This is a genomic window from Streptomyces sp. H39-S7 (genome assembly GCF_027158205.1).
GTDB lineage: Bacteria > Actinomycetota > Actinomycetes > Streptomycetales > Streptomycetaceae > Actinacidiphila.
In genome coordinates this window covers 116,417-141,605 of sequence record NZ_JAPVLU010000002.1, presented here as the reverse complement: position 1 = coordinate 141,605, position 25,189 = coordinate 116,417, and the positions used below count along the sequence as shown (strand labels likewise).

The 25,189-nt window shown below is 69.3% G+C and carries 21 protein-coding genes and 1 pseudogene; 8 read left to right on the top strand and 14 right to left on the bottom strand.

Features of this window, described 5'->3' with window-relative positions:
• The first annotated feature begins 17 nt into the window (after window positions 1-17).
• Entirely contained in the window at window positions 18-317 is a 300-nt protein-coding gene (locus O3X23_RS02420; protein ID WP_269269370.1) for a ferredoxin, read from the top strand.
• A 27-nt stretch (window positions 318-344) separates the two neighbouring features.
• Here O3X23_RS02420 and O3X23_RS02415 read toward each other — a convergent pair whose 3' ends face one another.
• The 3 genes from O3X23_RS02415 to O3X23_RS02405 all read right to left on the bottom strand — a co-directional run bounded on the left by O3X23_RS02415 (window position 345) and on the right by O3X23_RS02405 (window position 3,492).
• Entirely contained in the window at window positions 345-905 is a 561-nt protein-coding gene (locus tag O3X23_RS02415; protein WP_269269369.1) for a hypothetical protein, read from the bottom strand.
• Window positions 906-1,093: 188 nt separating this feature from the next.
• A complete protein-coding gene (locus tag O3X23_RS02410; protein WP_269269368.1) occupies window positions 1,094-2,086 on the bottom strand; it encodes a tRNA (adenine-N1)-methyltransferase in 993 nt (330 codons plus the stop codon).
• Between the two features lie 194 nt (window positions 2,087-2,280).
• Window positions 2,281-3,492: a site-2 protease family protein gene (locus O3X23_RS02405; RefSeq protein ID WP_269269367.1), complete on the bottom strand. Its 1,212-nt coding sequence runs from the start codon at window positions 3,490-3,492 to the stop codon at window positions 2,281-2,283.
• 140 nt (window positions 3,493-3,632) lie between these two features.
• Here O3X23_RS02405 and O3X23_RS02400 point away from each other — a divergent pair, with 140 nt between their 5' ends.
• The 4 genes and pseudogenes from O3X23_RS02400 to O3X23_RS02385 all read left to right on the top strand — a co-directional run bounded on the left by O3X23_RS02400 (window position 3,633) and on the right by O3X23_RS02385 (window position 6,883).
• The gene (locus tag O3X23_RS02400) at window positions 3,633-4,493 is read left to right on the top strand and encodes a RecB family exonuclease (protein ID WP_269269366.1); all 861 of its coding nucleotides are present in this window, start codon (window positions 3,633-3,635) and stop codon (window positions 4,491-4,493) included.
• Between the two features lie 40 nt (window positions 4,494-4,533).
• Window positions 4,534-5,205: a response regulator gene (locus O3X23_RS02395; RefSeq protein ID WP_269269365.1), complete on the top strand. Its 672-nt coding sequence runs from the start codon at window positions 4,534-4,536 to the stop codon at window positions 5,203-5,205.
• A 54-nt stretch (window positions 5,206-5,259) separates the two neighbouring features.
• Window positions 5,260-5,769 (top strand): annotated as a pseudogene (locus O3X23_RS02390) (GNAT family N-acetyltransferase); the annotation flags it as partial.
• Window positions 5,770-5,899: 130 nt separating this feature from the next.
• Window positions 5,900-6,883, top strand: coding sequence for a sigma-70 family RNA polymerase sigma factor (locus tag O3X23_RS02385; protein WP_269269363.1), 984 nt, complete (start codon window positions 5,900-5,902; stop codon window positions 6,881-6,883).
• A gap of 32 nt (window positions 6,884-6,915) precedes the next feature.
• Here the strand turns inward: O3X23_RS02385 and O3X23_RS02380 are convergent, their stop codons facing one another.
• The 11 genes from O3X23_RS02380 to metH all read right to left on the bottom strand — a co-directional run bounded on the left by O3X23_RS02380 (window position 6,916) and on the right by metH (window position 21,761).
• Window positions 6,916-7,251 (bottom strand): STAS domain-containing protein, encoded by a 336-nt coding sequence (locus O3X23_RS02380; RefSeq protein WP_269269361.1) that lies wholly within the window; start codon window positions 7,249-7,251, stop codon window positions 6,916-6,918.
• 25 nt (window positions 7,252-7,276) lie between these two features.
• Window positions 7,277-7,456 carry a hypothetical protein gene (locus tag O3X23_RS02375; RefSeq protein ID WP_269269360.1) on the bottom strand — a complete coding sequence of 60 codons (180 nt, stop codon included), beginning with the start codon at window positions 7,454-7,456 and terminating at the stop codon, window positions 7,277-7,279.
• A gap of 76 nt (window positions 7,457-7,532) precedes the next feature.
• Window positions 7,533-9,131 (bottom strand): ABC transporter substrate-binding protein, encoded by a 1,599-nt coding sequence (locus O3X23_RS02370; RefSeq protein WP_269269359.1) that lies wholly within the window; start codon window positions 9,129-9,131, stop codon window positions 7,533-7,535.
• Window positions 9,132-9,160: 29 nt separating this feature from the next.
• Complete coding sequence (locus tag O3X23_RS02365; RefSeq protein ID WP_269269358.1) at window positions 9,161-10,762, bottom strand: ABC transporter substrate-binding protein; 1,602 nt, start codon at window positions 10,760-10,762, stop codon at window positions 9,161-9,163.
• Window positions 10,763-10,869: 107 nt separating this feature from the next.
• Complete coding sequence (locus tag O3X23_RS02360) at window positions 10,870-12,210, bottom strand: oligopeptide/dipeptide ABC transporter ATP-binding protein (RefSeq protein ID WP_269269356.1); 1,341 nt, start codon at window positions 12,208-12,210, stop codon at window positions 10,870-10,872.
• Window positions 12,194-13,255 (bottom strand): ABC transporter ATP-binding protein, encoded by a 1,062-nt coding sequence (locus O3X23_RS02355; RefSeq protein ID WP_269269355.1) that lies wholly within the window; start codon window positions 13,253-13,255, stop codon window positions 12,194-12,196. Before O3X23_RS02355 ends, O3X23_RS02360 begins: the two co-directional genes overlap by 17 nt.
• Window positions 13,252-14,391, bottom strand: a complete 1,140-nt coding sequence (locus tag O3X23_RS02350; RefSeq protein WP_269269354.1) for an ABC transporter permease — start codon at window positions 14,389-14,391, stop codon at window positions 13,252-13,254. The genes O3X23_RS02355 and O3X23_RS02350 overlap by 4 nt, the downstream gene beginning before the upstream one ends.
• Entirely contained in the window at window positions 14,391-15,401 is a 1,011-nt protein-coding gene (locus O3X23_RS02345) for an ABC transporter permease (protein ID WP_269269352.1), read from the bottom strand. Before O3X23_RS02345 ends, O3X23_RS02350 begins: the two co-directional genes overlap by 1 nt.
• A 73-nt stretch (window positions 15,402-15,474) precedes the next feature.
• Window positions 15,475-17,034 carry an ABC transporter substrate-binding protein gene (locus tag O3X23_RS02340; protein WP_269269351.1) on the bottom strand — a complete coding sequence of 520 codons (1,560 nt, stop codon included), beginning with the start codon at window positions 17,032-17,034 and terminating at the stop codon, window positions 15,475-15,477.
• Window positions 17,035-17,407: 373 nt separating this feature from the next.
• Window positions 17,408-18,109, bottom strand: a complete 702-nt coding sequence (locus O3X23_RS02335; RefSeq protein ID WP_269269350.1) for an HAD family hydrolase — start codon at window positions 18,107-18,109, stop codon at window positions 17,408-17,410.
• Window positions 18,110-18,251: 142 nt separating this feature from the next.
• Window positions 18,252-21,761: a methionine synthase gene (gene metH, locus O3X23_RS02330; RefSeq protein WP_269269349.1), complete on the bottom strand. Its 3,510-nt coding sequence runs from the start codon at window positions 21,759-21,761 to the stop codon at window positions 18,252-18,254.
• A gap of 166 nt (window positions 21,762-21,927) precedes the next feature.
• Between metH and O3X23_RS02325 the strand changes: the two genes are divergently transcribed.
• The 3 genes from O3X23_RS02325 (at window position 21,928) to glpK (ending at window position 25,184) form a co-directional block, all read left to right on the top strand.
• Complete coding sequence (locus O3X23_RS02325; protein ID WP_269269347.1) at window positions 21,928-22,695, top strand: IclR family transcriptional regulator; 768 nt, start codon at window positions 21,928-21,930, stop codon at window positions 22,693-22,695.
• A 158-nt stretch (window positions 22,696-22,853) separates the two neighbouring features.
• Complete coding sequence (locus tag O3X23_RS02320) at window positions 22,854-23,615, top strand: MIP/aquaporin family protein (protein WP_269269346.1); 762 nt, start codon at window positions 22,854-22,856, stop codon at window positions 23,613-23,615.
• A gap of 42 nt (window positions 23,616-23,657) precedes the next feature.
• A complete protein-coding gene (gene glpK / locus O3X23_RS02315) occupies window positions 23,658-25,184 on the top strand; it encodes a glycerol kinase GlpK (protein WP_269269344.1) in 1,527 nt (508 codons plus the stop codon).
• Window positions 25,185-25,189: the final 5 nt, after the last annotated feature.

Below are 25,189 nucleotides of genomic sequence, written 5' to 3'. Positions count from 1 at the left end.
GGCAGGCGAGGTACCCCGTGAGTGACGTTTCCGAGGCCGGCGCGCAGGAGCTGGAAGTCTGGATCGACCAGGACTTGTGCACCGGCGACGGGATCTGTGTGCAGTACGCGCCGGAGGTGTTCGAGCTCGACATCGACGGGCTGGCGTACGTCAAGGGCCACGACGACGAGCTGCGGCAGGCCCCGGGCGCCACGGCCCCCGTGCCGCTGACGTTGCTCACCGACGTGGTGGATTCGGCCAAGGAGTGCCCTGGCGACTGCATCCACGTCCGTCGTGTCACCGACCGGGTGGAGGTTTTCGGCCCCGACGCCGCGTGACGGGCTGACGCGGCGGCCGGCGCCGGTTCAGATGCTGTTCGCGAGGGCGCCCGGGGTGGCGTAGTACCGCCCGGACCTCCACTGCCAGGTGTACGCCCGCTTCTGGTCCGGGCAGCAGCGGGGGGTGGTGTCGCTGGAGTACCCAAGGACCGTCGCCCGGATGGTGCGTCCCTGGAGTCCGAAGCCGGTGATGCTGCGCTCTTCCGCCGGATCGACCAGGGTGGCCACGACGCGCGGCGCGCTGCCGGGCTCCGCGCCGGCCGCCAGGACGTAGACGCCGGTGGGCGGGGTGCCCGCCTCGGCCCGGCAGTGCACGACGGCGACCGTCTCGGGTCGGCCGTCCTGGTCCAGGTCCCCCGAGGCGCGGCTGACGACCTCCACGGGGGCTCCCGCGCAGTCGAGCGGGTACGGGGCCGTCCTGGGGTCGGGGGCGAGGCCTGCGGGCTCCTCGGAGGCGTGGGGGGAGGCGTCGGCGGGCTGGACGAGGGCCCCGGCGCCGATGACCGCGGCGAGCAGTGCGGCGGTGGAGATCCAGTGCACCGAGCGGGCGCGGGTATGCGGAAGGGCCGGTCCTGCGGAGGGCTGCACTCGCCTGGCTCCTGGGGAGTTTGTTCGAGGGGGTGGCCAGCATGGTGCCACACGTCACACTCCGGTGGAACCGCAGGGGCGGCCGGGAGGGCCGGTGCGCCGGAAATGCGGGAGGCGCCGGTGCCGGAACCCTTGTGGGGGTTCGGGCACCGGCGCCTCCCGCTGCTCTCTGCGGGCGTGGCCCGGTATTACTCGGCGGCTGCCTCGGGCGCGGCCGGCGCGTCGGCGGCGGGTGCCTCGGCGGCGGGCGCTTCGACGACCGCGGGTGCGTCGGCGGGTGCGCGCTTGCTCCCGCTCTCGCTGCCGGGGCCGGTGTAGTCCTCGCCGTACGAGCCCTTGGAGGGGCGGCGTCGGCGCATCGGCGGCTCCACGCCGTCGGCGAGCCGGCGAGCGGTGAGCAGGAAGCCGGTGTGCCCGATCATGCGGTGGTCGGGGCGTACCGCGAGGCCCTCGACGTGCCAGTTTCGGACCATGGTCTCCCAGGCCGCCGGCTCGTTGAAGGTGCCGTGCTCACGAATGGACTCGACGGTGCGGGCCATCTGCGTGGTGGTGGCGACGTAGCAGCACAGGATGCCGCCGGGGACGAGCGCCTTGGAGACGGCGTCGAGGCATTCCCACGGGGCGAGCATGTCCAGGATGACGCGGTCGACGTCGGTGTCGGACAGATTGTCCTGGAGGTCGCCGACGGTCAGCTGCCAAGCGGGGTGTTCTCCGCCGAAGTAGCGCTGGACGTTCTGGGTGGCGATCTCCGCGAAGTCGGCACGGCGCTCGTAGGAGTGCAGCATGCCCTGGTCGCCGACGGCGCGGAGCAGGAAGGTGCTGAGCGATCCCGACCCGACTCCCGCTTCGACGACCCGGGCGCCCGGGAAGATGTCGGCCATCGACAGGATCTGCCCCGCGTCCTTGGGGTAGACCACTGCGGCACCGCGTGGCATGGACAGGACATAGTCGGGGAGCAGGGGGCGCAGCGCCAGATAGGCGACGTTCCCCGTGGTACGGACAACACTTCCTTCGGGGCTACCGATCAACTCGTCGTGCTGGAAAGCGCCCTTGTGGGTGTGGAACTGCTTTCCGGCTTCGAGCGTGAACGTGTAGTGGCGTCCCTTGGGGTCGGTGAGCTGGACCTGGTCCCCGACTTGGAATGGGCCGCGACGGCGGGCGGCACCGGTCGGTTCGGACATACCAACAGCCTAGCCCCTCTTTTCGGGGGCTCGGTTCGCCTCCGGGGCGCTACAGCCCTTGTCGACAGTCGACCGTGCTCGATCGCTCGTTCCTCACGATCTCCGCGCGCTCTCCTTTTCGACAAGGACGCGCCCCTTCGGCTCACTCGCCCGGGGGTTCTGTGCCGGCGTTTCAGACCTCTGGGGGTTGCTGCTCAGACCTGGGGGCGGGCCATGGCGGCCAGGAAGGCTTTCTCCACGTCCGCCGTCGACAGCACTCCGTAGATCTCGCCCGTCGGCTCGACGACCAGGTACTCGGTCGACGGGGTCGCCCGCAGGGTGTCGAGCAGGTCCTCGCCGGCGAGCTCGGTGGAGACCCTCATGCCCGGCTTGAGGTCCTGGGCCAGGCCGCTGACGGCGACCCAGGGGCGCCGGTGCTCGGGGATGCCGACGATGGCGGCCTCGCGGACGACCGCGGTCGGGTCCCCCTGGCCGTCGACGACGACCAGGGCGCGGGCGCCGGCCTCGTTGGCGCGGCGCAGCGCCTCGGACAGCGGGGTGTCGGAACTGACGGGCACGGCGCGCCGGGTGAGGGCGCGGGCCTGGAGGGCCGGGAGTCGTTCGCGCAGCCGGGCCATGCGCAGGCTGTTCCCGGCGCCGGTCCAGATGATGGCGGCGAGGATCGCGGCGAGCAGGGCGTCGGTGATCGAGTCGAACCCGCTGGTGCCGGCTGCGTTGTCGTACGTGAGCAGGGGCAGGCAGAGGACGGCGATGGCCAGCGCGCGGCCGGTCCAGGCGGCGGCGACGGTACCGCTCATCGGCTTGCCGGTGATCTTCCACACGACGGCCCTGAGCATCCGGCCGCCGTCCAGCGGAAGGCCCGGCAGCAGGTTGAACACGGCGACGATCAGGTTGCTGATCATGAGGCCGGCGAGCAGCACGCCGGGGACCGTGCCGGGCTCGACGGCCTGCATCCCGCCGTAGAAGATCCCGGCCAGCACCAGGGAGAGCAGCGGGCCGACGAAGGCGAGGACGAACTCCCGGCCGGGGGTCTCGGACTCCTTCTCGATCTCCGAGACGCCGCCGAAGAACTGCAGCTGGATGCGGCGCACGGGAAGGCCGAAGCGCAGCGCGGCGACGGTGTGCGCGAGCTCGTGGATGAGGACCGAGGCGTAGAAGGCGACGGCGAAGAAGAGCGAGACGAGGTAGCGGATGGCGCCGAGTTCGGGCAGCACCTCCTCGAGCTGGCCGCCGAAGACCCAGGTGATGAGGGCCGCGACCAGGAACCAGCTGGGAGCGACGTAGACGGGCACGCCGAAGATGCGGCCCATCAGGATGCCGCCGCCGGCTTCCCGCGGGCGCTTCTTCTGCCCGTTCCCCGGCTGGGCCTGCGTGCCCTGGGACGGCGGCTGCCCGCTCTCGCTCACTGGTTCCCCTCGTTCATGTCTGAACCCTCGCACACCGGTCGAGTCGATCACACGATGCGAGGGCCGCTGTCTTCGATGGTATTGCCCGGTGGTCCGCGGCCGACACCGGCTGTCGGTGGGAGGCCGTAGGGTCGTCTGCCATGGGCACCAGCACCTCAGACATCCCTCCCCGGCCACCGTCGTCGCTCTCCCCGTCACGGGCGGCGGACTTCATGCGGTGCCCCCTGCTGTACCGGCTGCGGGTGATCGACAAGCTGCCGGAGAAGCCGAGCGAGGCCGCCACCCGGGGCACGGTCGTGCACGCGGTGCTCGAAAGGCTCTTCGACTCACCCGCCGTCGAACGTACGGCGGACCGGGCCCGTTCCCTGGTCCCGGGCGAGTGGGAGAAGCTGCTGGCCGCCCGGCCGGAGCTGGCCCAGCTCTTCGAGGTGGCGGACGGACCCGCGCTCACCCGGTGGCTGGAGAGCGCCGAGCAGCTCGTCGACCGCTGGTTCACGCTGGAGGACCCGACGCGGCTGGAGCCCGCCGAGCGGGAGATGTACGTCGAGACGGTGCTGGACTCGGGGCTGACGCTGCGCGGGTACGTCGACCGGCTCGACGTGGCGCCGTCCGGTGATCTGCGGGTGGTCGACTACAAGACGGGCAAGGCCCCGCGCCCGGAGTACGCAGGCGAGGCGCTGTTCCAGATGAAGTTTTACGCCCTGGTGCTGTGGCGGCTGCGCGGGGTGGTGCCGCGCCGGCTGCAGCTGGTCTACCTGGGCAGCGGCGACGTGATCACGTACGACCCGTCGGAGGCGGACCTGCGGAGCGTGGAGCGCAAGCTGCTGGCGCTGTGGGAGGCGATCCGCGAGGCCACCACGACCGGCGAATGGCTGCCGCGGCGCACCAAACTGTGCGGCTGGTGCGACCACCAGGCGTTCTGTCCGGAGTTCGGGGGCACTCCCCCGCCCTATCCGCTGCCGCTCCCGGCCCCCGCGCCGTCCGGGGACGACCTGGTCTAGGCAAGAATGGGGCGGGTCCGGCAACGACGAGGGAGATCTTGTGGCGATTCGCGTCCTACTGGTGGACGACCAGCCGCTGCTGCGTACCGGCTTCCGCATGATCCTGGAGGCCGAGCCGGACCTCGCCGTCATCGGTGAGGCCGGGGACGGCCAGCAGGCTCTGGACCAGGTGCGGGCGCTGCAGCCCGACGTGGTGCTGATGGACATCCGGATGCCGCGGATGGACGGGGTCGAGGCGACCCGCCAGATCACCGGCCCCGGGCGGGACGGACCGGCGAAGGTGCTGGTGCTGACCACCTTCGACCTGGACGAGTACGTGGTCGAGGCGCTGCGCGCCGGTGCCAGCGGCTTCCTGCTCAAGGACGCGCCGGCCGCCGAACTGGTGCAGGCCATCCGGGTGGTCGCGGCGGGCGAGGCGATGCTCGCGCCCAGCATCACCCGCCGGCTCCTGGACAAGTACGCGGGACGGCTGCCCTCCGGCGAGGACTCCGTGCCGCAGCCGCTGCACACCCTCACCGAGCGCGAGGTCGAGGTGCTGAAGCTGGTCGCCCGGGGGCTGTCGAACGCGGAGATCGCGGCGGAGCTGTTCGTCAGCGAGACGACCGTGAAGACCCATGTCGGGCACGTGCTGACCAAGCTGGGCCTGCGCGACCGCGTCCAGGCGGCGGTGTACGCGTACGAGAGCGGGCTGGTGCGCCCCGGAGCGGGCTGAGTGGCCGGGCGGGCCCTCATGACCGGCTGCGGCCGGGTCGGTAACGTCCCCGCCATGCAGACGACTCTTCACGGCGCCGCGGTCACGCTGCGTCCGGCCACGGCCGACGACATCCCCGCGCTCACCGCGATCCGCTCGACACCGGAGGTGTACGCGCGGTGGCGCGGTGACCCGGACGGCATGGCCGCGTCCATCGCCGAGGACTTCGCCGAGCCGGACACGGAGCACTTCACCATCGAGTACGAGGGCCGGGTGGTGGGCGCGATCCAGTGGAGCGCCGAGGAGGAGCCCGACTACCGGCACGCGAACATCGACATCTACGTCGACCCCGCCTGCCACGGCCGGGGCCTCGGCACCGACGCCGTCCGCACCCTGGTCGGCCATCTGATCACCGGCCACGGGCACCACCGGCTGATCATCGATCCCGCGGCCGACAACGCCGCCGCCATCCGCTGCTACACCAAGGCGGGATTCCGGCCGGTCGGCATCATGCGCGACTACGAGCGCGGTCCCGACGGAACGTGGCACGACAGCCTCATGATGGACCTGCTCGCCCGGGATCTTCCCACGGGTTCGCCCGCCGGAGGAGGAAACCAGCAAGGTCGGAGCGGTCCCGGGCCCATTGTCGGACCCCCCGCCTAGGATCGGTCGCAACGGCTGGAGCTGACGGCCGACGGTCGACAAGGGGCCCTCGATGAGTGATCTCGCGGCAATGGACGGCGTGGCTTCGGAGCTGCAGCTGGAGCGGCACCGGGTGGAGCTGACGGGCTACTGCTACCGGATGCTGGGATCGGCGTTCGAGTCGGAGGACGCCGTCCAGGAGACGATGGTCCGGGCGTGGCGGAGCTTCGACCGGTTCGAGGGCCGGGCGTCGCTGCGGTCGTGGCTGTACCGCATCGCCACCAACGTCTGTCTGGACATGCTCAAGGCACGCGAGCGCCGGGCCCGCCCGATGGATCTCGCGTCCCCCGTCCCGTCCTCGTCGCCCCTGACCCCGGCGCTGCCGGAGGCGACGTGGATCGAGCCGATGCCCGACGCGCGGATGCTGCCCTCGGGCGGCGATCCGGCCGAGGTGGCCGCGCAGCGCGACTCGGTCCGGCTGGCCTTCGTCGCCGCGCTGCAGCACCTGGCGCCCCGGCAGCGCGCGGTGCTGATCCTGCGGGAGGTGCTGGCGTGGAAGGCGAGCGAGGTCGCGGAGCTGCTCGACACGACGGTCGCGTCGGTCAACAGCGCACTGCAGCGGGCCCGTTCGGCGCTCGCCGCGGGCGATGTCACCGCCAGTGACCCGGCCCGGCCGATGGACGAGGCGCAGCGCGCCCTGCTGGCCCGCTACGTGGACGCCTTCGAGCGCTACGACCTGGACTCGCTCACCGAGCTGCTGCGCGAGGACGCGACGTTGTCGATGCCGCCGTACGAGCTGTGGTTCCGCGGTCCGGCGGACATTCGCGGCTGGATGCTCGGGACCGGCATAGGCTGCGCGGGCTCGCGGCTGGTGCCCGTGACGGCGAACGGCTCACCGGCCTTCGGCCAGTACCGGCCCGGCTCCGACGGCGGTCACGTGCCGTGGGCGCTGCAGGTCATCGAGATCGCGGGAGACCGGATCACCGGCATCAACGCGTTCCTCGACACCGCGCACCTGTTTCCGCTGTTCGGTCTGCCCCCGCGGCTGGAGCCGTAGCCCCCTGCCGGTGGTGGGAGCTGCCTCCGGGGCTACTCCAGGGGCAGCACGTCCCGCAGGCCCGCCAGGGTCAGCAGGCCGAGCAGCCGGCCGCAGGCGTTCCGCAGCCGTATGCGGCTGCCGAGCCGCCGGGCGGTCAGCTGCAGCCGGGCCAGTGCTTCGACGGTGGTCGCGTCCGGGTCGGTGAGCGCGGCCACGTCGCAGGTCACCCAGCCGGGCTCGCCGCCGTGCAGCCGGTCGCGCAGGCGCGCGCACAGCTCGGGGACGCCGGCTCGGGTGAGCGGGCCGGCCAGGACCCAGACGGCCGCGTCCGGGTCCTGGCCCGGCCGCCGTTCCGACGGTTCCGGCACCTCGTCGACTGCGCTCACCGCTGGCCTCCTGTCGTGGCTCCTCTCACGACAGACCCGCCGGCGGCCCGGAACTCATCGCCCACGGCCTCCGGCGGCCCGGTACGGCGTTCTCGAAGGCGTCGAGGAGGCCGCCGGCGGCCTGGAGCCGGTCGGCGGCGTGGGCCGCGTCCTGGTTGCTCCCGCGGCCCGGCTGCCCCGATGCCGCGGTCTGCCCCAGGGGCAAGGTCGACCCCTGCTGACCGGGGGTACGGGAGAGGGGCCGGACGACCGTGTCGTCCGGGCCCTCTCCCGTGTCCTGATCAGCCCGTCACACCTCGTCCCAGCTCCCAGAACTGGGTCGTGGAGGACGCGTTGAGCGTCCATTCGGTGCCCGTGATGTCACTGCGGGCGGCGAGGTACTGCTTGCCCTGCCACAGGGGCAGGATCGGCACGTCACTGGCGATGAGCTTCTGCATCTGGGTGAAGTCGGAGAAGGTGGCGCTCCGCTGCGTCTTCTGCCGGGTGGCCTTGATCAGCTGGTTCTGGATGGCCGGGTTCGCGTACGCCAGCTCGAGGAAGTTGTCCTTGCCGAAGAACGGTGCGACGTAGTTGTCCGGGTCCGGGAAGTCGGGGAACCAGCCCATCCCGTACGCCTGGTACTGGTGCTTGCGCCCGCCGTCGGTGTACGTGTGCCAGTCGGCCACCGGCTGCAGCTTGATCTTGAACAGCCCGCTGGCGTCCAGCTGCTTCTTGAGCAGCTCGAACTCCTGCTTGGTGGCCTCGCCGTAGTGCTCGGTCGTGTACGTGAGCGTCAGCTCGACCGGCGTGGTGATGTTGGCGTCCTTCAGCTTCTTGCGGGCCTTCGCCACGCTCGGGTCGCCGTAGGCATTGTAGAACGAGGTGGCGTGCGCGGTGATGCCCGCCGGGATCATGGAGTAGAGCGGTTCGGCGGTGCGCTTGTACACGTCGCGCGTGATGGCCTGCCGGTCCACGAGCTGGGCGATGGCCTCGCGGACCCCCGTCTGCTTCGCGACCGGGTCGGCCGTGTTGAAGACGAGGTAGCGGATCTCGGTGCCGGCCGTCTCGGTCAGCTTGACGTTGCCGCTGGTGCTGATGTTGAGCCGGTTGAGCTGGTCGGGCGTCATCGACCGGTTCATCACGTCGATGTCGCCGGCCTCGAGGGCCTTCTCCATCTCCGTGGAGTTCTTGAAGAACTTGAGCTCGATCTTGCTGTTGTTCAGCTTGATCGTGCCCTTGTAGTGCGGGTTCTTCGTGAAGACCGCCGACTCACCCTCCTTGAAGGAGGCCAGCTGGTACGGCCCGGAGCCCATGATGTCGTAGCCCGCGTGCTGCTTCTTCGCGTCGTACACCTCGCTGTCCACGATGGCCGCGGCGGGCGTGGCCAGCTTGTACGGGAAGGTGGCGTCGGGGTCCTTGAGGTGGAAGACGACCGTGGCGTCGTCCGGCGTCTCGACCTTGTCGACGTTGGTCAGAAGGCTGTACGGGCCGTTCTCGTCCTTGATCGTGAGCAGCCGGTCGATGGAGAACTTCACGTCCTTGGACGTGAGCGAGTGACCGTTGGAGAACTCGAGACCGTCCCGCAGGGTGCAGCGGTACTGCTCGCCGAGCCCGTCGGCGAAGTGGCATTCCTTGGCGGCTTCGGGTTCCGGGTCCGTACCGCTGCGGGGGTAGCGCAGCAGCGTCTGGAACGTGTTGTAGAAGACGTTCCAGGACTGGATGTCGTAGCCCGTGACGGGGTCCAGCGGAGCCGGGGACTGCGGCGTCAGGTGAAACTCGTCGGTGGTGCCGAAGACGATCGCCTTGCCGTCGTCCCCACTGCCACTGCCGGATCCACAACCGGCGAGCACGGGCATCATCAGACCCACGACTATCGGCAGCGCAAGCAGCTTGCGATTCATCCTCGACGTTCTCCCTATGTATGTGCTGATCAACCCGTCACGCCCCGCCCCAGTTCCCAGAACTGGGTGGTGGTGGAGGAGTTGAGCGCCCATTCCACACCGGTGATGTCACTGCGGGCAGCGATGTACTGCTTGCCCTGCCACAGCGGCAGCATCGGTACGTCCTGGGCGATGATCTTCTGAGCGGTCTCGAAATCAGTGATGGTGGCGCTGCGCTGGGACTGCTGGCGGGTCTGCGGGATCACCTGGCGCTGGATGATCTCGCTCTGGTAGGGCAGCTTGAGGAAGTTGCCCTTGTCGAAGAACGGCGCGATGTAGTTGTCCGGGTCCGGGAAGTCGGGCAGCCAGCTCAGAGCGTAGGCGGCGTACTTGTGCTGCTTGGCCTGGGAGAGGAAGACGCTCCACTCCTCGCTCTTGAGCGTGACGTCGAACAGGCCGCTCGCGTCGAGCTGCGCCTTGATCGCCTCGGCCTCCTCCTTGTTGCTGGAACCGGCGAGGTCCTTGCGGTACCAGTAGTCGAAGGCGACCTTGTCGTCGATCCCGGCCGCCTGGAGCAGCGCCTTGGCCTTGGTCGCGCTGGGGTCGCCGTAGGCCTTGAAGAAGGAGTTGGCGTGGCTGGTGATGCCCACCGGGACCGGCGAGTACAGCGGCTCGGCGGTCCGCTGGAAGACATCGCGGGTCAGCGCCTGGCGGTCCAGGACCTGGGCGATGGCCTGCCGTACGGCCTTGGGCCGGACCGCGGGGTCCGTGGTGTCGAAGAACAGGTAGCGGGCCTCGGTGCCGGCCGCTTCGGTGAGCTTGACGTTCTGGCCGTCGCCGGCCTTGAGCAGCCGGTTGATCTGGTCGGGGCGCATGGTGCGGGTGGCGACGTCGACGGCGCCCTTCTTGAGCTCCGCCTCCATCGTGTCGGCGGATGTGAACATCCGCAGCTCCACCTTGCTGTTGTTCAGCTTCAGGGAGCCTTTGTAGTTCGTGTTCCTGGAGAAGACGGCCTTGTTGTCCTGCTGGAAGTCGTCGAGCGCGTAGGGACCGGACCCGGTGATCTTGAAGCCGTCGTACGGCTTGTCCGCGGGGTACACGTCGCTGTCCACGATCGCCGCGGCGGGCGTGGCCAGTTTGAGCGGGAAGGTGGTGTCCGGCGCCTTGAGGCGGAAGACCACCGTGCGGTCGTCGGGCGCCTGCACGGTGGCGACGCCGGAGATCAGCGACGCCGGCCCGTTGTCACTGTTGATCTTCAGCATGCGGTCGACCGAGAACTTGACGTCCTCGGCCGTCAGCGCGTGACCGTTGGAGAAACTGAGCCCCTTGCGGAGCGTGCACCGGTACACCTGCCCGGCCTGGTCACTGAAGCCGCACTGCTCCGCGGCGTCGGGTTCCGGGGTGGTACCGCTGCGCGGGTAGCGCAGCAGCATCTGGAAGGTGTTGTAGAAGACGTTCCACGTGGCGCTGTCGTACGACGTCGCCGGATCCAGAGGGGACGGGTTCTCCTTGGTCAGCTTGATGCTGTCCGTGGTCCCGACGACGATGGGCTTACCGCTGCTGTCACCGCCACTGCCCGAACCGCCACAACCGGCGAGGGCGGGTGCGACGGCGCCGAGAAGCATCGCCGGCACCAGTAGCTTACGGTTCATCCTCGTCGTTTCCCCTCGGGTCCTTCAGTGCCTCAGTAGATCCTTACCGTTCCCGGGCGGGCGACGCGACGCCTGCGCCGCCCGCCACCGTGTGGGTGATGATGCGGTTATCCGCCGGATCCGGGGTACAGGTGGCAGGCCACTTGGACGTCCGTTTCCGGCAGCAGGTTGAGCCGCGGGTCCTGTGATGGCGAGAACTCCACCACGGCCCGGCCGCCTTCGGCGTGCATCGTGATCACGCCCCGCCAGAAGGGCTCGCGCGGCTCGGCCGCCGAGGCCTCCTCACGGAGTCGGCGGAGGTATTCCAGCACATCTTCCGCGCTGTGCCCCCTGCCGGGGGTGACTGCGGCAGAAGTGACCCCTGATTCGGAGAGCGCGTCAAGATCGCCGAAGAGCGCTCTTTCCTTGCCCGCCTCAGCCGGCGGCAGTTCGAGCCACCGGCGTTCCAGCAGGCCACGCAGGTCGCGGGCCTCCCAGCCGCAGCCGGCCAGCGCGACCGGGCAGCGGGGGTGGAAGGAGCAGCCCAGCGGCGGCCTGGCCGCGTCCGGAATCTCGCCGCGCAGCAGTTCGCGCTCGACGGCGAGGGTCGGGTCGGGCTCGGGGATCGCCGCCAGCAGCGCCTTGGTGTACGGGTGCTTGGGGTCGGCGAAGACCTCCGCGGTGGGCCCGTACTCCACGATCCGGCCGAGGTACATGATCGCGATGGTGTCGCAGAAGAACTTCGCGCTGGCCAGGTCGTGCGTCACGTAGACGTACGTCAGGTCCAGGTCCCGCTTGAGGTCCAGCATCAGCTGCAGGATCTTGGCGCGGACGCTCATGTCGAGCATGGAGATCGGCTCGTCGGCGACGAGGAGCTCCGGCTCGGCGATGATCGCGCGGGCCAGCACGGCCCGCTGCTTCTGGCCGCCGGACAGGTCGCCGGGGAACTTCGTCAGGTACCGCTCGGGAGGGGTCAGGCCGACCCGCTCCAGGGCGTGGGTGACCTTGGCGTCGTACTCCTCGTCGCTGCTCACCAGGTTGTGGATGCGCAGCGGGTGGCCGACGGCGGTGCGGATGTCCATCGCCGGGTTGAGCGAGGCGTGCGGGTCCTGGAAGACCATCTGCAGCTTGCGGCGCAGCGGCCGCATCTTGCGCTCGCCGAACTCGGTGATGTCCTCGCCGCGGTAGCGGATGGTGCCACCGGTGGCACGGTTCATGCCGAGCAGGGTCCGGCCGAGGGTGGTCTTGCCGGAGCCGGACTCGCCGACCAGGCCGAGCACCTCGCCCTTGCGCAGCTTCAGGTTCACGCCGTCGACGGCCTTCACCGCACCCGCCGCCTTGCCGGCGAGCCGGCCGAAGACGTTGCCCCGCATGCCGAAGTGGACCTCGAGGTCCTCCATCTCGACCAGCGTCTCGCGGTCGTCGAGAGCTACGACACCGCTCGCTTCTGTATCAGGCTTCGTCAGCAACGCTGATCTCCTTCACGGCGGCGAGCGGCTCGCGCCCACCCGTTCCCAACTCGTCGGCCATCGAGGGGTCGACCTCGATCGCCTGCTGCCAGCAGACGCTGTGCACGCCGGACGGCAGGACCACCTCGGGCGGCTCCACCTTCGCGCATCCCTGCATCGCCACCGGGCAGCGCGGGCTGAACCGGCAACCCTCCGGCGGGTGCACCAGGTCCGGGGGGCTTCCCGGGATGAAGTGCAGTCCGGTGGTGGAGAGCGAGATCGTGGAGCGGAGCAGCTCCTTGGTGTACGGGTGCTGCGGGTTCGCGAACACTTCGCGGGCATCGCCCTGTTCGACGATGTGGCCCGCGTACATCACCGCGACCCGGTCACACGCTTCGGCGACGATACCGAGGTTGTGGGTGATCAGCACAAGGGATGTGTCGAAGTTCTTGCGCAGATCGGCCAGGATTTTGATGATCTGTGCCTCGACGAGGACGTCGAGGGCGGTGGTGGGCTCGTCCGCGACGATGAACGCCGGGCGCAGCACGAGGGCGAGCGCGATCATGATGCGCTGGCGCATACCGCCCGAGAACTCGTGGGGGTAGCTCTCGTACCGGCTCTCGGGTATGCCCATGCCGCGCAGCGCCTCGACGGCTCGCTCGCGCAGCTCCTTCTTCGAGAGGTCCTTGTGGTGCGTGTGCAGGGCCTCCTCGAAGTGCTGGGAGACCCGCATCAGCGGGTTGAGCCGCGTCATCGGCTCCTGGAAGATCAGCCCGAGGTCCGGGCCGCGCAGCTTCTGCAGCTCCTTGGCCGGCAGGCCGACCAGGTTGCGGCCCCTGCCGCCCTTGCTGTTCAGGATCACTTCACCGTCGACGGAGGCGACGGTGGGCGCCAGGCCCAGCACGCCGCGGCCGAGGGTGGACTTGCCGCAGCCGGACTCGCCGACCAGGCCGAGGGTCTCGCCGGGGCGGACGTCGAAGCTGACGCCGTCGACGGCGCGGACGGGTCCGCGCTCGGTGCCGTACCAGACGCGCAGGTCGCGTACGGAAAGGACAGGTTCGGTCATTTCGCGGCCTCCCCTTCTTCTGCGGTTGCTGCGGTCGGTGCGGTGTTCGCAGTCGCCGCGGTTGCTGCGAGTTGTGCGGTCCCGGCGGTCCCGGCGGTGGCCGTGAGCTGTGCGCTCCCGGCGGTCACGACGCGGCGGCGGTTGAACGCCGGCAGCAGCACCTTGGTGATGCGGCGGCGGCGCATGGTCGGGTTGAGGACGTCGTTGAGGCCCTCACCGAGCAGCGTGAAGCCGAGGATCGCGATGACCATGGCTGCACCCGGGTAGACCGTGGTCCACCACATGCCGGCGTTGACGTCGTCGATCGCGCGGTCGAGGTCGTAGCCCCACTCGGCGGCGTCGGTGGGCTGGATGCCGAGGCCCAGGAAGCCCAGGCCGGCCAGCGTGCCGATGGCGTCGGCGGCGTTCATCGTGCCGATGACGGGCACCGACTGGATGACGTTGCCGAACAGGTACTTGCGGATCACCACGGACGGCTTGGCGCCCATCGCGCGGGCCGCCTCCACGAAGGTGGCCTCACGGGCGGAGAGCGCCGAGGCGCGGACCACCCGGAAGTACTGCGGGATGTAGACCACGGTGATCGACAGCGCGGCCGTCACCACGCCTCCGCCGGTGATGCCGGAGAAGACGAAGCCCGTCACGATGGCGAGCAGCAGGTACGGGAACGCGAAGAGCGCGTCCATCACCAGCACCAGGATGCGGTCGAGCCAGCCACCGAAGTAGCCCGCCAGGAGGCCCAGGAGGACCCCCAGGATGAGCGAGAAGACGACGGCGAGAATCATCACCTCGAGGGCCGTACGGGCGCCGTAGACGGTCCGGGAGACGACGTCCAGGCTCTGCACGGTGGTGCCGAACCAGTGGTCGCCGTCCGGGGCGCCCTGCTTCGGGAAGTTCTTGCCGCCGGACTGGTACGTGTCGAAGTCGTACGGGGCGATCAGCGGGGCGAAGATCGCGGTGATCACGAAGAGCGCCGTGAGGACCACACCGGTCCACAGCATGAACTTGGGCACGCCGTGGGCCTGCCGGATGGCGATCACGATGCGTCGCAGACCGCCGAAGCGGACGGACTTTCCGGGGACCGGAGCCTTGGGGGTGATCTCCGGGTCGAGCGGAACGGGAAGTGTTGTCTGGGCCATCAGTACCGCACCCTCGGGTCGATCAGCGCGTTGATGAAGTCGATCAGCATGCTGATCACGACGACGGCGAGGGCGAAGACGGTGACGATGCCCTGGACGGCGACGTAGTCGCGCTGGGTGATGTAGTCGATGAGCTGGCGGCCGATACCGGGCCAGTTGAAGATCTTCTCGGTGAGGACCGCACCGCTGAGCAGCATCGCGACCTGGAGACCGAGGACCGTGATCACCGGGACCATGGCGTTGCGGAAGGCGTGCCGTGCGACGACGGCGCCCTCCTTCACACCGCGGGCGCGGGCCGCCTCGATGTAGTCGCCCTGCAGCGACTGGATCAGGTTGATGCGGATCATGCGGATGAAGACACCGACGATCAGCAGGCCCAGCGCGATCGAGGGCAGCACCATGTGGTTGACGATGTCGCTGACCGCGTCCCAGTCGCCCACGATCGCGGCGTCCACGATGAGGATGTGGGTCTGGGTCGGCACGTTCAGCTGCACCAGCGGCGAGGCCTGGCCGGAGGTCTCACCGAAGGCGAGCTTCAGCAGGGGAGCCGCGACGATGACCGGGACGGCGTAGCTGAGGATGCCGAAGAGCCGGCCGCCGATGTCGATCGCGCTGTCCCGCAGCCGGCCCGCGAGCAGGCCCACCGGGATGCCGATGAGGGTCGCGAAGAGCAGTGCGCCGAAGGTCAGGGTGAGCGTGGCGCCGCCGTTCTCGATGATGATGTCGCGCACGCTGCGACGGTCGGAGAACGTGGTGCCGAAGTTCAGGGTGATGACGGACTTCAGGTAGTCCCAGAACTGCTGGTACAGCGGGGCGTCGAAGCCCGCGGCATGCTTTCTCGCGGCGAGTTCCGCCGCGTTGAGCTTGCCGCCCTGGGAGGCCGAGATGGGATCACCGGGGGCCACCCGCATCAGGACGAAGACCATCACCAGCAGGATGAGGACCATGGGGATTGCGAGCGCGATCCTGATGAGGATGTAGCGGCGCAGTGACCCGGACTGCTTGCTCATGGAGGGGTGTCTTTCTTAGCCGGAGTGGCGGCCGGCCCGCGGGGGAGCAACTCCCCCGCGGGCCGGCCGGCCGTCACTTGCCCGTCGAGAGTTCGTAGAAGCGGAACATCGTCGGGTCCAGCGCCTTTTCCACGCCGGTCACACCGTCACGCACGACAGCGGTCTGCTTGCCCTGCCAGATCGGGATGATCGGGGCGTCCTCGGCGACGATCTTCTGGATCTCGGCGAAGGCCTCGTTGCGCACCTTGGGGTCGGCGGAGCCCTGCTCCTTGACCAGCAGCTGCTGGATCTGCGGGTTGTCGTAGCCCGTGCCCAGGAACGGCGACTTGCTGAGGAACGGCGACACGTCGTTGTCGGCGTCCGGCAGGTCGGGGAACCAGCCGATCATGTAGGAGGCGTAGCTGCCCGCCTTCTCGTCCTTCTGGTACTGCTGCCACTCGGTCGAGCCCAACTTGATGTTGAACAGGCCGGAGGCGTCCAGCTGACGCTTGATCGCGGTGGCCTCGTCGGCAGCCGCGGCACCGTAGTGGCTCGGCGTCCAGGTGTAGGACAGCGCGACCGGGGTCGTGATGCCGGCGGCCTTCAGGATGTCGGCGGCCTTCTCCTTGGACGGAGCGCCGTACTTGTCCTTGAACGCCTCGGTGTGGCCGTCGATGCCGTTACCGACCATCGAGTAGAGCGGGGCGACGGTGCCGTTGTAGGCGTCCTTCGCGATGCCCTCGCGGTCGATGACCTGAGCGACGGCCTGACGGACCGCCTTCTGGTCGGACGGCTTCACCTTCGCGTGGAAGACGAAGTAGCGCTTCTCGGTGCCCGTGCCCTCGACGACCTTGACGCCCTGGGTCTTCTTCAGGTCGGCGGTGTCGGTCGGCGACAGGGTGCGGAAGGCCGCGTTGACGGTGCCGTTCTTGACGGCAGCCTTCAGCCCGGACGGCTCGGCGAAGTACTGCAGGACGAACTGGTCGTTCTGCGCCTTGACCGGGCCGCTGTACTTCGCGTTGACCTTGAAGGAGGCCTGCTGCTTCGCGGTGTACTTGTCCAGGGTGTACGGACCGGAGCCGATCACCTTGCTGCCCGCGAGGAGCTTGTCGGCCGGGAAGGTCTTCTCGTCGACGATCGCACCGGCGTCGGTGGCGAGCACCGACGGGAAGGTGGAGTCGGGGCTCTTCAGGTGGAAGACCACCTGGTCGGCGCCCTTGGCCTCGGTCGACTCCAGCGTGCCGAAGAGGCTCGAGGGACCGTTCGGGTCCGCGATCTTCAGCATGCGGTCGAACGAGAACTTGACGCTGGCCGCGGTCAGCTTGTCACCGTTGGAGAACTGAAGACCGGACTGCAGGGTGCAGGTGTAGGTCTTCGGGTCGGTGAAAGCACACGACTTGGCCGCGTCGGGCTCCGGCGTGGTGCCGCCCGTCGGGAAGCGCATCACCTTCTGGTAAACGCTGTCGATGACCTCCCAGGAGCCGTAGTCGTACGCTCCCGCGGGGTCGAGTGACGACACGGAGTCGATGGTCCCGACGATCACGGCGCCCTTGCTGCCGGACGCCGAATTGTCCTTGTTGCCACCGCACGCGGTCACACCGACGGCCAGGAAGGCCACGGCAGCTGCGGCGACGACACGCTTAGTACGTGACATCTAGTGATTCCCCTTGCTCAAATGCCGATCACTCGATTCGGCATTGACCAGTCAGGACACTAGTGGGAACGCTCTCCTCCGCCAGAACACGGAGAAGTTGAGGCAAAATCACATCCCGATAACGGCACTGCAAGTACCGATATGCGGACGATGGAACGATCCGCCCCTCTGCGTCGTAACCCGGACACAACGTCGCGTTTGCTGCCCCGTTTTCCCCGAACGGATCATGCGCATGCGTACCTGTCGACCAATCCCGGGGTGACAAAAATCACGTGGCGAAAATTCGGGGCAGCACGCAATTCAGGCAACGCATTCGTAACGCGGAATGAGCGGCCGGGCGCCCAGAGTTTCCAAGCTATTCAACGGCATACGCTCAGTGAACAGTCGCATTCAGAGAGCGCAGAAAAGGCACGCTCAGCTCCTCCAGCGAGCCCACCACCGTGCGGCGGGGAGCCGCCTCGATCGGGACGATCGAGGGCACCGCGACGACGTGGCAGCCCGCCGCCTCGGCGGAGGCCACACCGGTCGGCGTGTCCTCCACGACCACGCAGCGGCCCGGCTCGGCGCCGAGGCGCGCGGCGGCGAGCAGGTACGGGTCGGGGAACGGCTTCGTGCGGGCGATCTCGTCGCCGGCGAGGGTGAACGCGAAGTGGTCCGCGCCGAGCGAGTGCAGCACCGAGTCGATGATGTGCCGGTGCGAGGCGGACACCAGCGCGGTCGGCACCTCGTGCGCCGCCAGCTCCGTCAGCAGCCGCCGGGCGCCGGGCATCAGCGGCACGCCCCGGGCGATCAGCTGGACGAAGCGCGCGTTGATCGCGGCGGACAGTTCCAGCAGCGTGGCGTCGGCGCCCGTGACGGCGATCAGGTGGCCCAGACTGCGGGCCATGGGCCCGCCGACCACCACCGCGCGGTGCTCGGGCGCCAGGACGTGGCCCAGGGACGCGAAGACCTCCACCTCGGCGGCCCACCAGATGTCCTCGGTGTCGACGAGGGTGCCGTCCATGTCGAGGAGCACGGCCTGCAGCCCGCGGCCTTGGGCCGGACGGGTGTCGACGGCGGGAATGCTACTGGTCATGCGCACCACTCCTCAGCTGGTCCAGAGGGGCACAAAGGCCGGTCACGGCACTCTCCGATCGGAGTGCGGCGACCGGCCTGTGCCGGACCGTCCAGTGTACGGCTCGTCGCCGACACACGCTTGACAGGAGCCCAACGGGCGCCTAACGGGCGTTGAAGTACTTCGCCTCGGGGTGGTGGATGACGATCGCGTCCGTGGACTGCTCCGGGTGCAGCTGGAACTCCTCCGACAGCTTCACGCCGATCCGCTCCGGCTCCAGCAGCTCCGCGATCTTCGCCCGGTCCTCCAGGTCCGGGCACGCCCCGTAGCCGAGCGAGAAGCGCGCGCCCCGGTACTTCAGGGCGAACATGTCCTCGACCTCGTTCGGGTCCTCCCCGGCGAAGCCCAGCTCGCTGCGGACCCGCGCGTGCCAGTACTCGGCCATGGCCTCGGCGAGCTGGACGGACAGTCCGTGCAGCTCCATGTACTCGCGGTAGGCGTTGCGGGCGAACAGCTCGGCCGTGGCCTCGCCGATCCGGTTGCCGACCGTCACGACCTGGAGACCCACGACGTCGATCTCGCCGGAGTCCTCCGGGCGGAAGAAGTCCGCCAGGCACAGCCGGCGGCCGCGGCGCTGGCGCGGGAAGGTGAAGCGGGTGCGCTCGCTGCCGTCGTCGTTGAGGAGGATCAGGTCGTCGCCCTTGGAGACGCACGGGTAGTAGCCGTAGACCACGGCCGCCTCCAGCAGGCCGTCGGTCTGCAGCCGGTCCAGCAGGCCGCGCAGCCGGGGCCGGCCCTCGGTCTCCACCAGCTCCTCGTAGGTCGCGCCGCCCGCGCGGGCCTCCTTCAGGCCCCACTGGCCCTTGAAGAGCGCGCCCTCGTCGACCCAGGACGCGTAGTCCTTGAGCGGGATCCCCTTGATCACGCGGCTGCCCCAGAACGGCGGCGTCGGGATCGGGTTGTCCACGGACACGTCCGAGCGGATCTGCCCGAGGTTGATCTCGGGCTCCTCCTCCGCGACGTTCTCGCGCTTGGCCACCCGGCGCTGCTTGAGCTCCGGCAGGACCGCCCCGGGGACACCGCGCTTGACGGCGATCAGGGCGTCCATCAGCCGCAGGCCCTCGAACGCGTCCCGGGCGTAGCGGACCTCGCCCTCGTAGATCTCGTGCAGGTCCTGCTCCACGTAAGCGCGGGTCAGCGCCGCACCGCCCAGGATGACGGGGTAGTCCGCGGCCATCTTGCGCTGGTTGAGCTCCTGCAGGTTCTCCTTCATGATCACCGTGGACTTCACCAGCAGCCCGGACATGCCGATGACGTCGGCCTTGTGCTCGGTGGCCGCGTCCAGGATCGCCGAGACCGGCTGCTTGATGCCCAGGTTCACGACGTTGTAGCCGTTGTTGGACAGGATGATGTCGACGAGGTTCTTGCCGATGTCATGGACGTCGCCGCGCACGGTGGCGAGCACGATGGTGCCCTTGCCGTCGGCGTCGGACTTCTCCATGTGCGGTTCGAGGTAGGCGACCGCCGTCTTCATGACCTCGGCGGACTGCAGCACGAAGGGCAGCTGCATCTGACCCGATCCGAACAGCTCCCCGACGACCTTCATGCCTTCCAGCAGGGTGTCGTTGACGATCGCCAGCGCGGGGCGGGTTTGCAGGGCCTCGTCCAGGTCCCGGTCCAGGCCGTTCTTCTCGCCGTCGATGATCCGCCGCTGCAGCCGCTCATCGAGCGGCAGCGCGGCCAGCTCCTCGGCGCGGCCCGCCTTGACGGACTTCATGTCGACGCCCTCGAACAGCTCGAGGTACTTCTGCAGCGGGTCGTACCCCTCGCTGCGCCGGTCGTAGATCAGGTCCAGGGCCACGTCGCGCTGCTCCTCGGAGAGCCGCGCGATGGGGAGGATCTTGCTGGCGTGCACGATGGCGGAGTCCAGGCCGGCTTCGACGCACTCGTTGAGGAACACCGAGTTCAGCGTCACGCGGGCGGCCGGGTTGAGGCCGAAGGAGATGTTCGACAGGCCGAGGGTCGTCTGCACCAGCGGGTGGCGGCGCTTGAGCTCGCGGATCGCCTCGATGGTGGCGAGGCCGTCCTTGCGGGACTCCTCCTGGCCGGTCGCGATGGTGAACGTCAGGCAGTCGACGAGGATGTCGGATTCGAGGATGCCCCAGTTGGTGGTCAGGTCCTCGATCAGCCGCTCGGCGATGGCGACCTTGTGCTCGGGGGTGCGGGCCTGGCCCTCCTCGTCGATCGTCAGCGCGATCAGCGCGGCGCCGTGCTCCGCGGCCAACGCCGTGATCTGCGCGAACCGGGACTCCGGACCGTCACCGTCCTCGTAGTTGACGGAGTTGATGACCGCCCGGCCACCCAACTTCTCCAACCCAGCCCGCAACACCGGGACTTCGGTGGAGTCCAGCACGATGGGGAGGGTGGAGGCGGTCGCGAAGCGGCCCGCGACCTCGGCCATGTCCGCGGCGCCGTCCCGGCCGACGTAGTCGACGCACAGGTCGAGCAGGTGCGCGCCTTCGCGGATCTGGTCGCGGGCCATCTCGACGCAGTCGTCCCAGCGGCCCTCCAGCATCGCCTCACGGAACTTCCTCGACCCGTTGGCGTTGGTCCGCTCCCCGATCGCGAGGTAGGAGGTGTCCTGCCGGAACGGGACGGTCTGGTAGAGCGACGCGGCGCCCGGCTCCGGGCGCGGGCTGCGCGGCACGAGGTCCAGGCCCCGCACCCGCTCCACGACCTGCCGCAGGTGCTCGGGGGTGGTGCCGCAGCAGCCGCCGACGAGTGACAGACCGTATTCGCGCACGAACGTCTCGTGCGCGTCCGCCAGCTCCTCCGGCGACAACGGGTAGTGCGCCCCGTCCTTGCCCAGCACCGGCAGGCCTGCGTTGGGCATGCAGGAGACCTGGGTGCGGGCGTGCCGGGCGAGGTAGCGCAGGTGCTCGCTCATCTCGGCCGGACCCGTCGCGCAGTTCAGGCCGATCATGTCGATGCCCAGCGGCTCCAACGCCGTCAGCGCGGCACCGATCTCGGACCCCAGCAGCATCGTGCCCGTCGTCTCGACGGTCACGGAGCAGATCAGCGGCAGGCTGATGCCGGCCGCCTTGAGGGCGCGGCGGGCACCGACGACCGAGGCCTTGGTCTGCAGCAGGTCCTGGGTGGTCTCCACCAGGATCGCGTCCGCGCCGCCGGCGATCAGGCCGGCCACGTTCTCCTCGTACGCGTCGCGCAGGGCGGCGTAGGGGGCGTGGCCGAGGGTCGGCAGCTTGGTGCCGGGGCCGACGGAGCCGAGTACCCAGCGCGGCCGGTCGGGCGTGGCGAAGCCGTCGGCGACCTCACGGGCCAGCCGGGCGCCGGCTTCGGCGAGCTCGAAGATGCGCTCGGGGATGTCGTACTCACCCAGCGCCGCGAGGTTGGTGCCGAAGGTGTTCGTCTCGACGCAGTCCACACCCGCCGCGAAGTACTCCTCGTGCACCGACCGGACGATGTCGGGCCGGGTGATGTTCAGGATCTCGTTGCAGCCCTCCAGGTCCTGGAAGTCCTCGAGGGTGGGGTCCTGGGCCTGGAGCATGGTGCCCATCGCGCCGTCGGCCACCACCACCCTGGTGGCGAACGCCTGACGCAGAGCGTCGGCTCGGGCTTGGCTGGCGAGGGTGGAGGAGGACTGCGGGGCCATGGATGTACTCCCAGGAGTGCGACGGCTGTCGGCTTTACGTGCCCGGCCAGGGTAGCGGGCGCGGTGCGCGGGCCTCGAAAGAGTTCCGAGGGGTGGACGAAGGTGTCAGAATCGTCTCTGAGACTATGGAGTTCGACAATGTCGAACAGCTTGCGGAGGTTGGCGGATGCCCGGACCGATTCAGTCGCTGGCGAGGGCGGCCGCGATCCTACGGTTGCTGGCCGGTGGTGAGCGCCGGCTGGGCCTCTCCGACATCTCCTCCTCACTGGGCCTGGCCAAGGGGACCGCGCACGGCATCCTGCGCACCCTCCAGCAGGAGGGCTTCGTCGAGCAGGACTCCGCGTCGGGCAAGTACCAGCTGGGCGCGGAACTGCTGCGGCTGGGGAACAGCTATCTGGACGTGCACGAGCTGCGGGCCCGCGCCCTGGTGTGGACCGACGATCTGGCCAGGTCCAGCGGCGAAGCCGTCTACCTGGGCGTTCTCCACCAGTCGGGGGTGCTGATCGTGCACCACGTCTTCCGCCCGGACGACAGCCGCCAGGTGCTGGAGGTCGGTGCCATGCAGCCGCTGCACAGCTCGGCCCTGGGCAAGGTGATCGCCGCCTACGACCCGGTGGCGCACAGCGAGGCCACCGAGAACGAGCGGCTCGCGCTGACCCCGCGCACGATCACCGACACCGCCGGCTTCGAGGACGTGCTGGAACTCGCCAGGACCCGGGGCTGGGCCTCAGACCTGGAGGAGACGTGGGAGGGCGTGGCCTCGGTCGCCGCGCCCATCCTGGACCGGCGGCGGATGCCGGTCGGCGCCGTGGCCATCACCGGGGCCGTGGAACGGGTCTGCCAGGAGGACGGCGAGATCCAGGCGCGACTGGTGGCGGCGGTGCGCGACTGCGCCCGCGCGGTCTCCCGCGACCTGGGCGCCGGAAGGTTCTAGGGACCCGGATCGGGGCCCCTGGTCACGATCTGGAGTCCTCCGCCACAAGCTATTGACGGGACAGACAGAGAGGAGAAAACTGCCGTTCGGCGGTCGACATTGTCGAACACCGGACGGGACCCGGTCCGCCTGATTGGACGTATGACAAGGGAGTCGCGGTGTCCAACAGCCATATCTTCTTCGGCGAGACCATCGGTACCGCCATCCTCATCCTGCTGGGCGGTGGCGTCTGCGCCGCCGTCACGCTCAAGAGCTCCAAGGCCCGCAACGCGGGTTGGCTTGCCATCACCTTCGGTTGGGGATTCGCGGTACTGACCGCGGTCTACATCTCCTCCAGCCTCTCGGGGGCGCACCTCAACCCGGCCGTCACCGTCGGCATCGCCGTCAAGACGGGCGAATGGGGCGACGTGCCGCTCTACATCGCCGGCCAGATACTCGGCGCGATGATCGGCGCGGCGTTGGTCTGGGTGGCCTACTACGGACAGTTCCAGGACCACATGGACGACCCGGAGCTGGTGCCGCCGCTGGGGCCCGACAGCCCTCCCGGTGGACCGGTCCTCGGCGTCTTCGCCACCGGACCCGAGATCCGCAACACCTGGCAGAACCTCGCCACCGAGATCATCGGCACCGCCGTCCTCGTCCTGGCGGTCCTCACCCAGGGTCTGACGCCGGCCCTCGGCGTCTCCGGAACCGGCGGCCTGATCACCGCTCTGGTGGTCGTCAGCATCGGTCTGTCACTCGGAGGGCCCACCGGCTACGCGATCAACCCGGCCCGCGACCTCGGCCCGCGTATCGTGCACAGCCTTCTGCCGCTGCGCAACAAGGGCGGCTCCGACTGGCGCTACGCCTGGATCCCCGTCGTCGGCCCGCTCGCCGGTGCCGTTCTGGCGGGCGGCCTCTACCGGCTGGCCTTCGCGTAACCCTCCTGTCCGACCCGACGCAGACCCCCTGAGGAGTACACCGTGACCGACGCACACACCGCCGGCCCGTTCATCGCCGCGATCGACCAGGGCACCACGTCCAGCCGCTGCATCGTCTTCGACCGGGACGGCCGCATCGTCGCCGTCGACCAGAAGGAGCACGAGCAGATCTTCCCGAAGCCCAGCTGGGTCGAGCACGACGCCACGGAGATCTGGACCAACGTCCAGGAAGTCGTCGCCAGTGCCGTCGAGAAGGCCGGGATCACCGCCGACGACGTCAAGGCGATCGGCATCACCAACCAGCGCGAGACCACGCTGCTGTGGGACAAGAACACCGGCGAGCCGGTCCACAACGCGCTCGTCTGGCAGGACACCCGCACCGACGCGCTCTGTCGCGAACTGGGCCGCAACGTCGGCCAGGACCGCTTCCGCCGCGAGACCGGCCTGCCGCTGGCGAGCTACTTCGCCGGCCCGAAGGCCCGCTGGCTGCTCGACAACGTCGAGGGTCTGCGCGAGCGCGCCGACCGCGGCGACATCCTCTTCGGCACCATGGACAGCTGGGTCATCTGGAACCTGACCGGCGGCCCGGACGGCGGCGTGCACGTCACGGATGTCACCAACGCGTCGCGCACCATGCTGATGAACCTGCACACCCTGGAGTGGGACGAGAAGATCTGCGAGTCCATCGGCGTCCCGATGTCGATGCTCCCGGAGATCCGCTCCTCCTCCGAGGTCTACGGCACCGCCACCGTCGGCGCGCTGGCCGGCGTGCCGGTCGCCTCCGCGCTCGGTGACCAGCAGGCCGCGCTGTTCGGCCAGACCTGCTTCGCCGAGGGCGAGGCCAAGTCGACCTACGGCACCGGCACCTTCCTGCTGATGAACACCGGCGAGAAGGCCGTCAACTCCTACAACGGCCTGCTCACCACCGTCGGTTACCGCATCGGCGACCAGAAGGCCGTGTACGCCCTCGAAGGCTCCATCGCCGTCACCGGTTCGCTGGTGCAGTGGATGCGTGACCAGATGGGCATCATCAAGAGCGCCGCCGAGATCGAGACCCTGGCGAGCTCCGTCGACGACAACGGCGGCGCGTACTTCGTGCCCGCCTTCTCCGGCCTGTTCGCCCCGTACTGGCGCGATGACGCCCGCGGTGTGATCGCCGGCCTCACCCGCTACGTCACCAAGGCGCACCTGGCCCGCGCGGTGCTCGAGGCCACCGCCTGGCAGACCCGCGAGATCGTCGACGCGATGAGCAAGGACTCCGGCGTCGAGCTGGCCGCCGTCAAGGTCGACGGCGGTATGACCTCCAACAACCTGCTGATGCAGACCATCGCGGACTTCGTGGACGCCCCCGTCGTCCGTCCGATGGTCGCCGAGACCACCTGCCTGGGCGCCGCCTACGCGGCCGGTCTCGCCGTCGGCTTCTGGCCCGACACCGACGCACTGCGCGCCAACTGGCGCCGGGCCGCCGAATGGACCCCCCGGATGGACGCGGACAAGCGCGACCGCGAGTACAAGAACTGGCTCAAGGCCGTCGAGCGGACCATGGGCTGGATCGAAGAGGAGAACTGATCAGA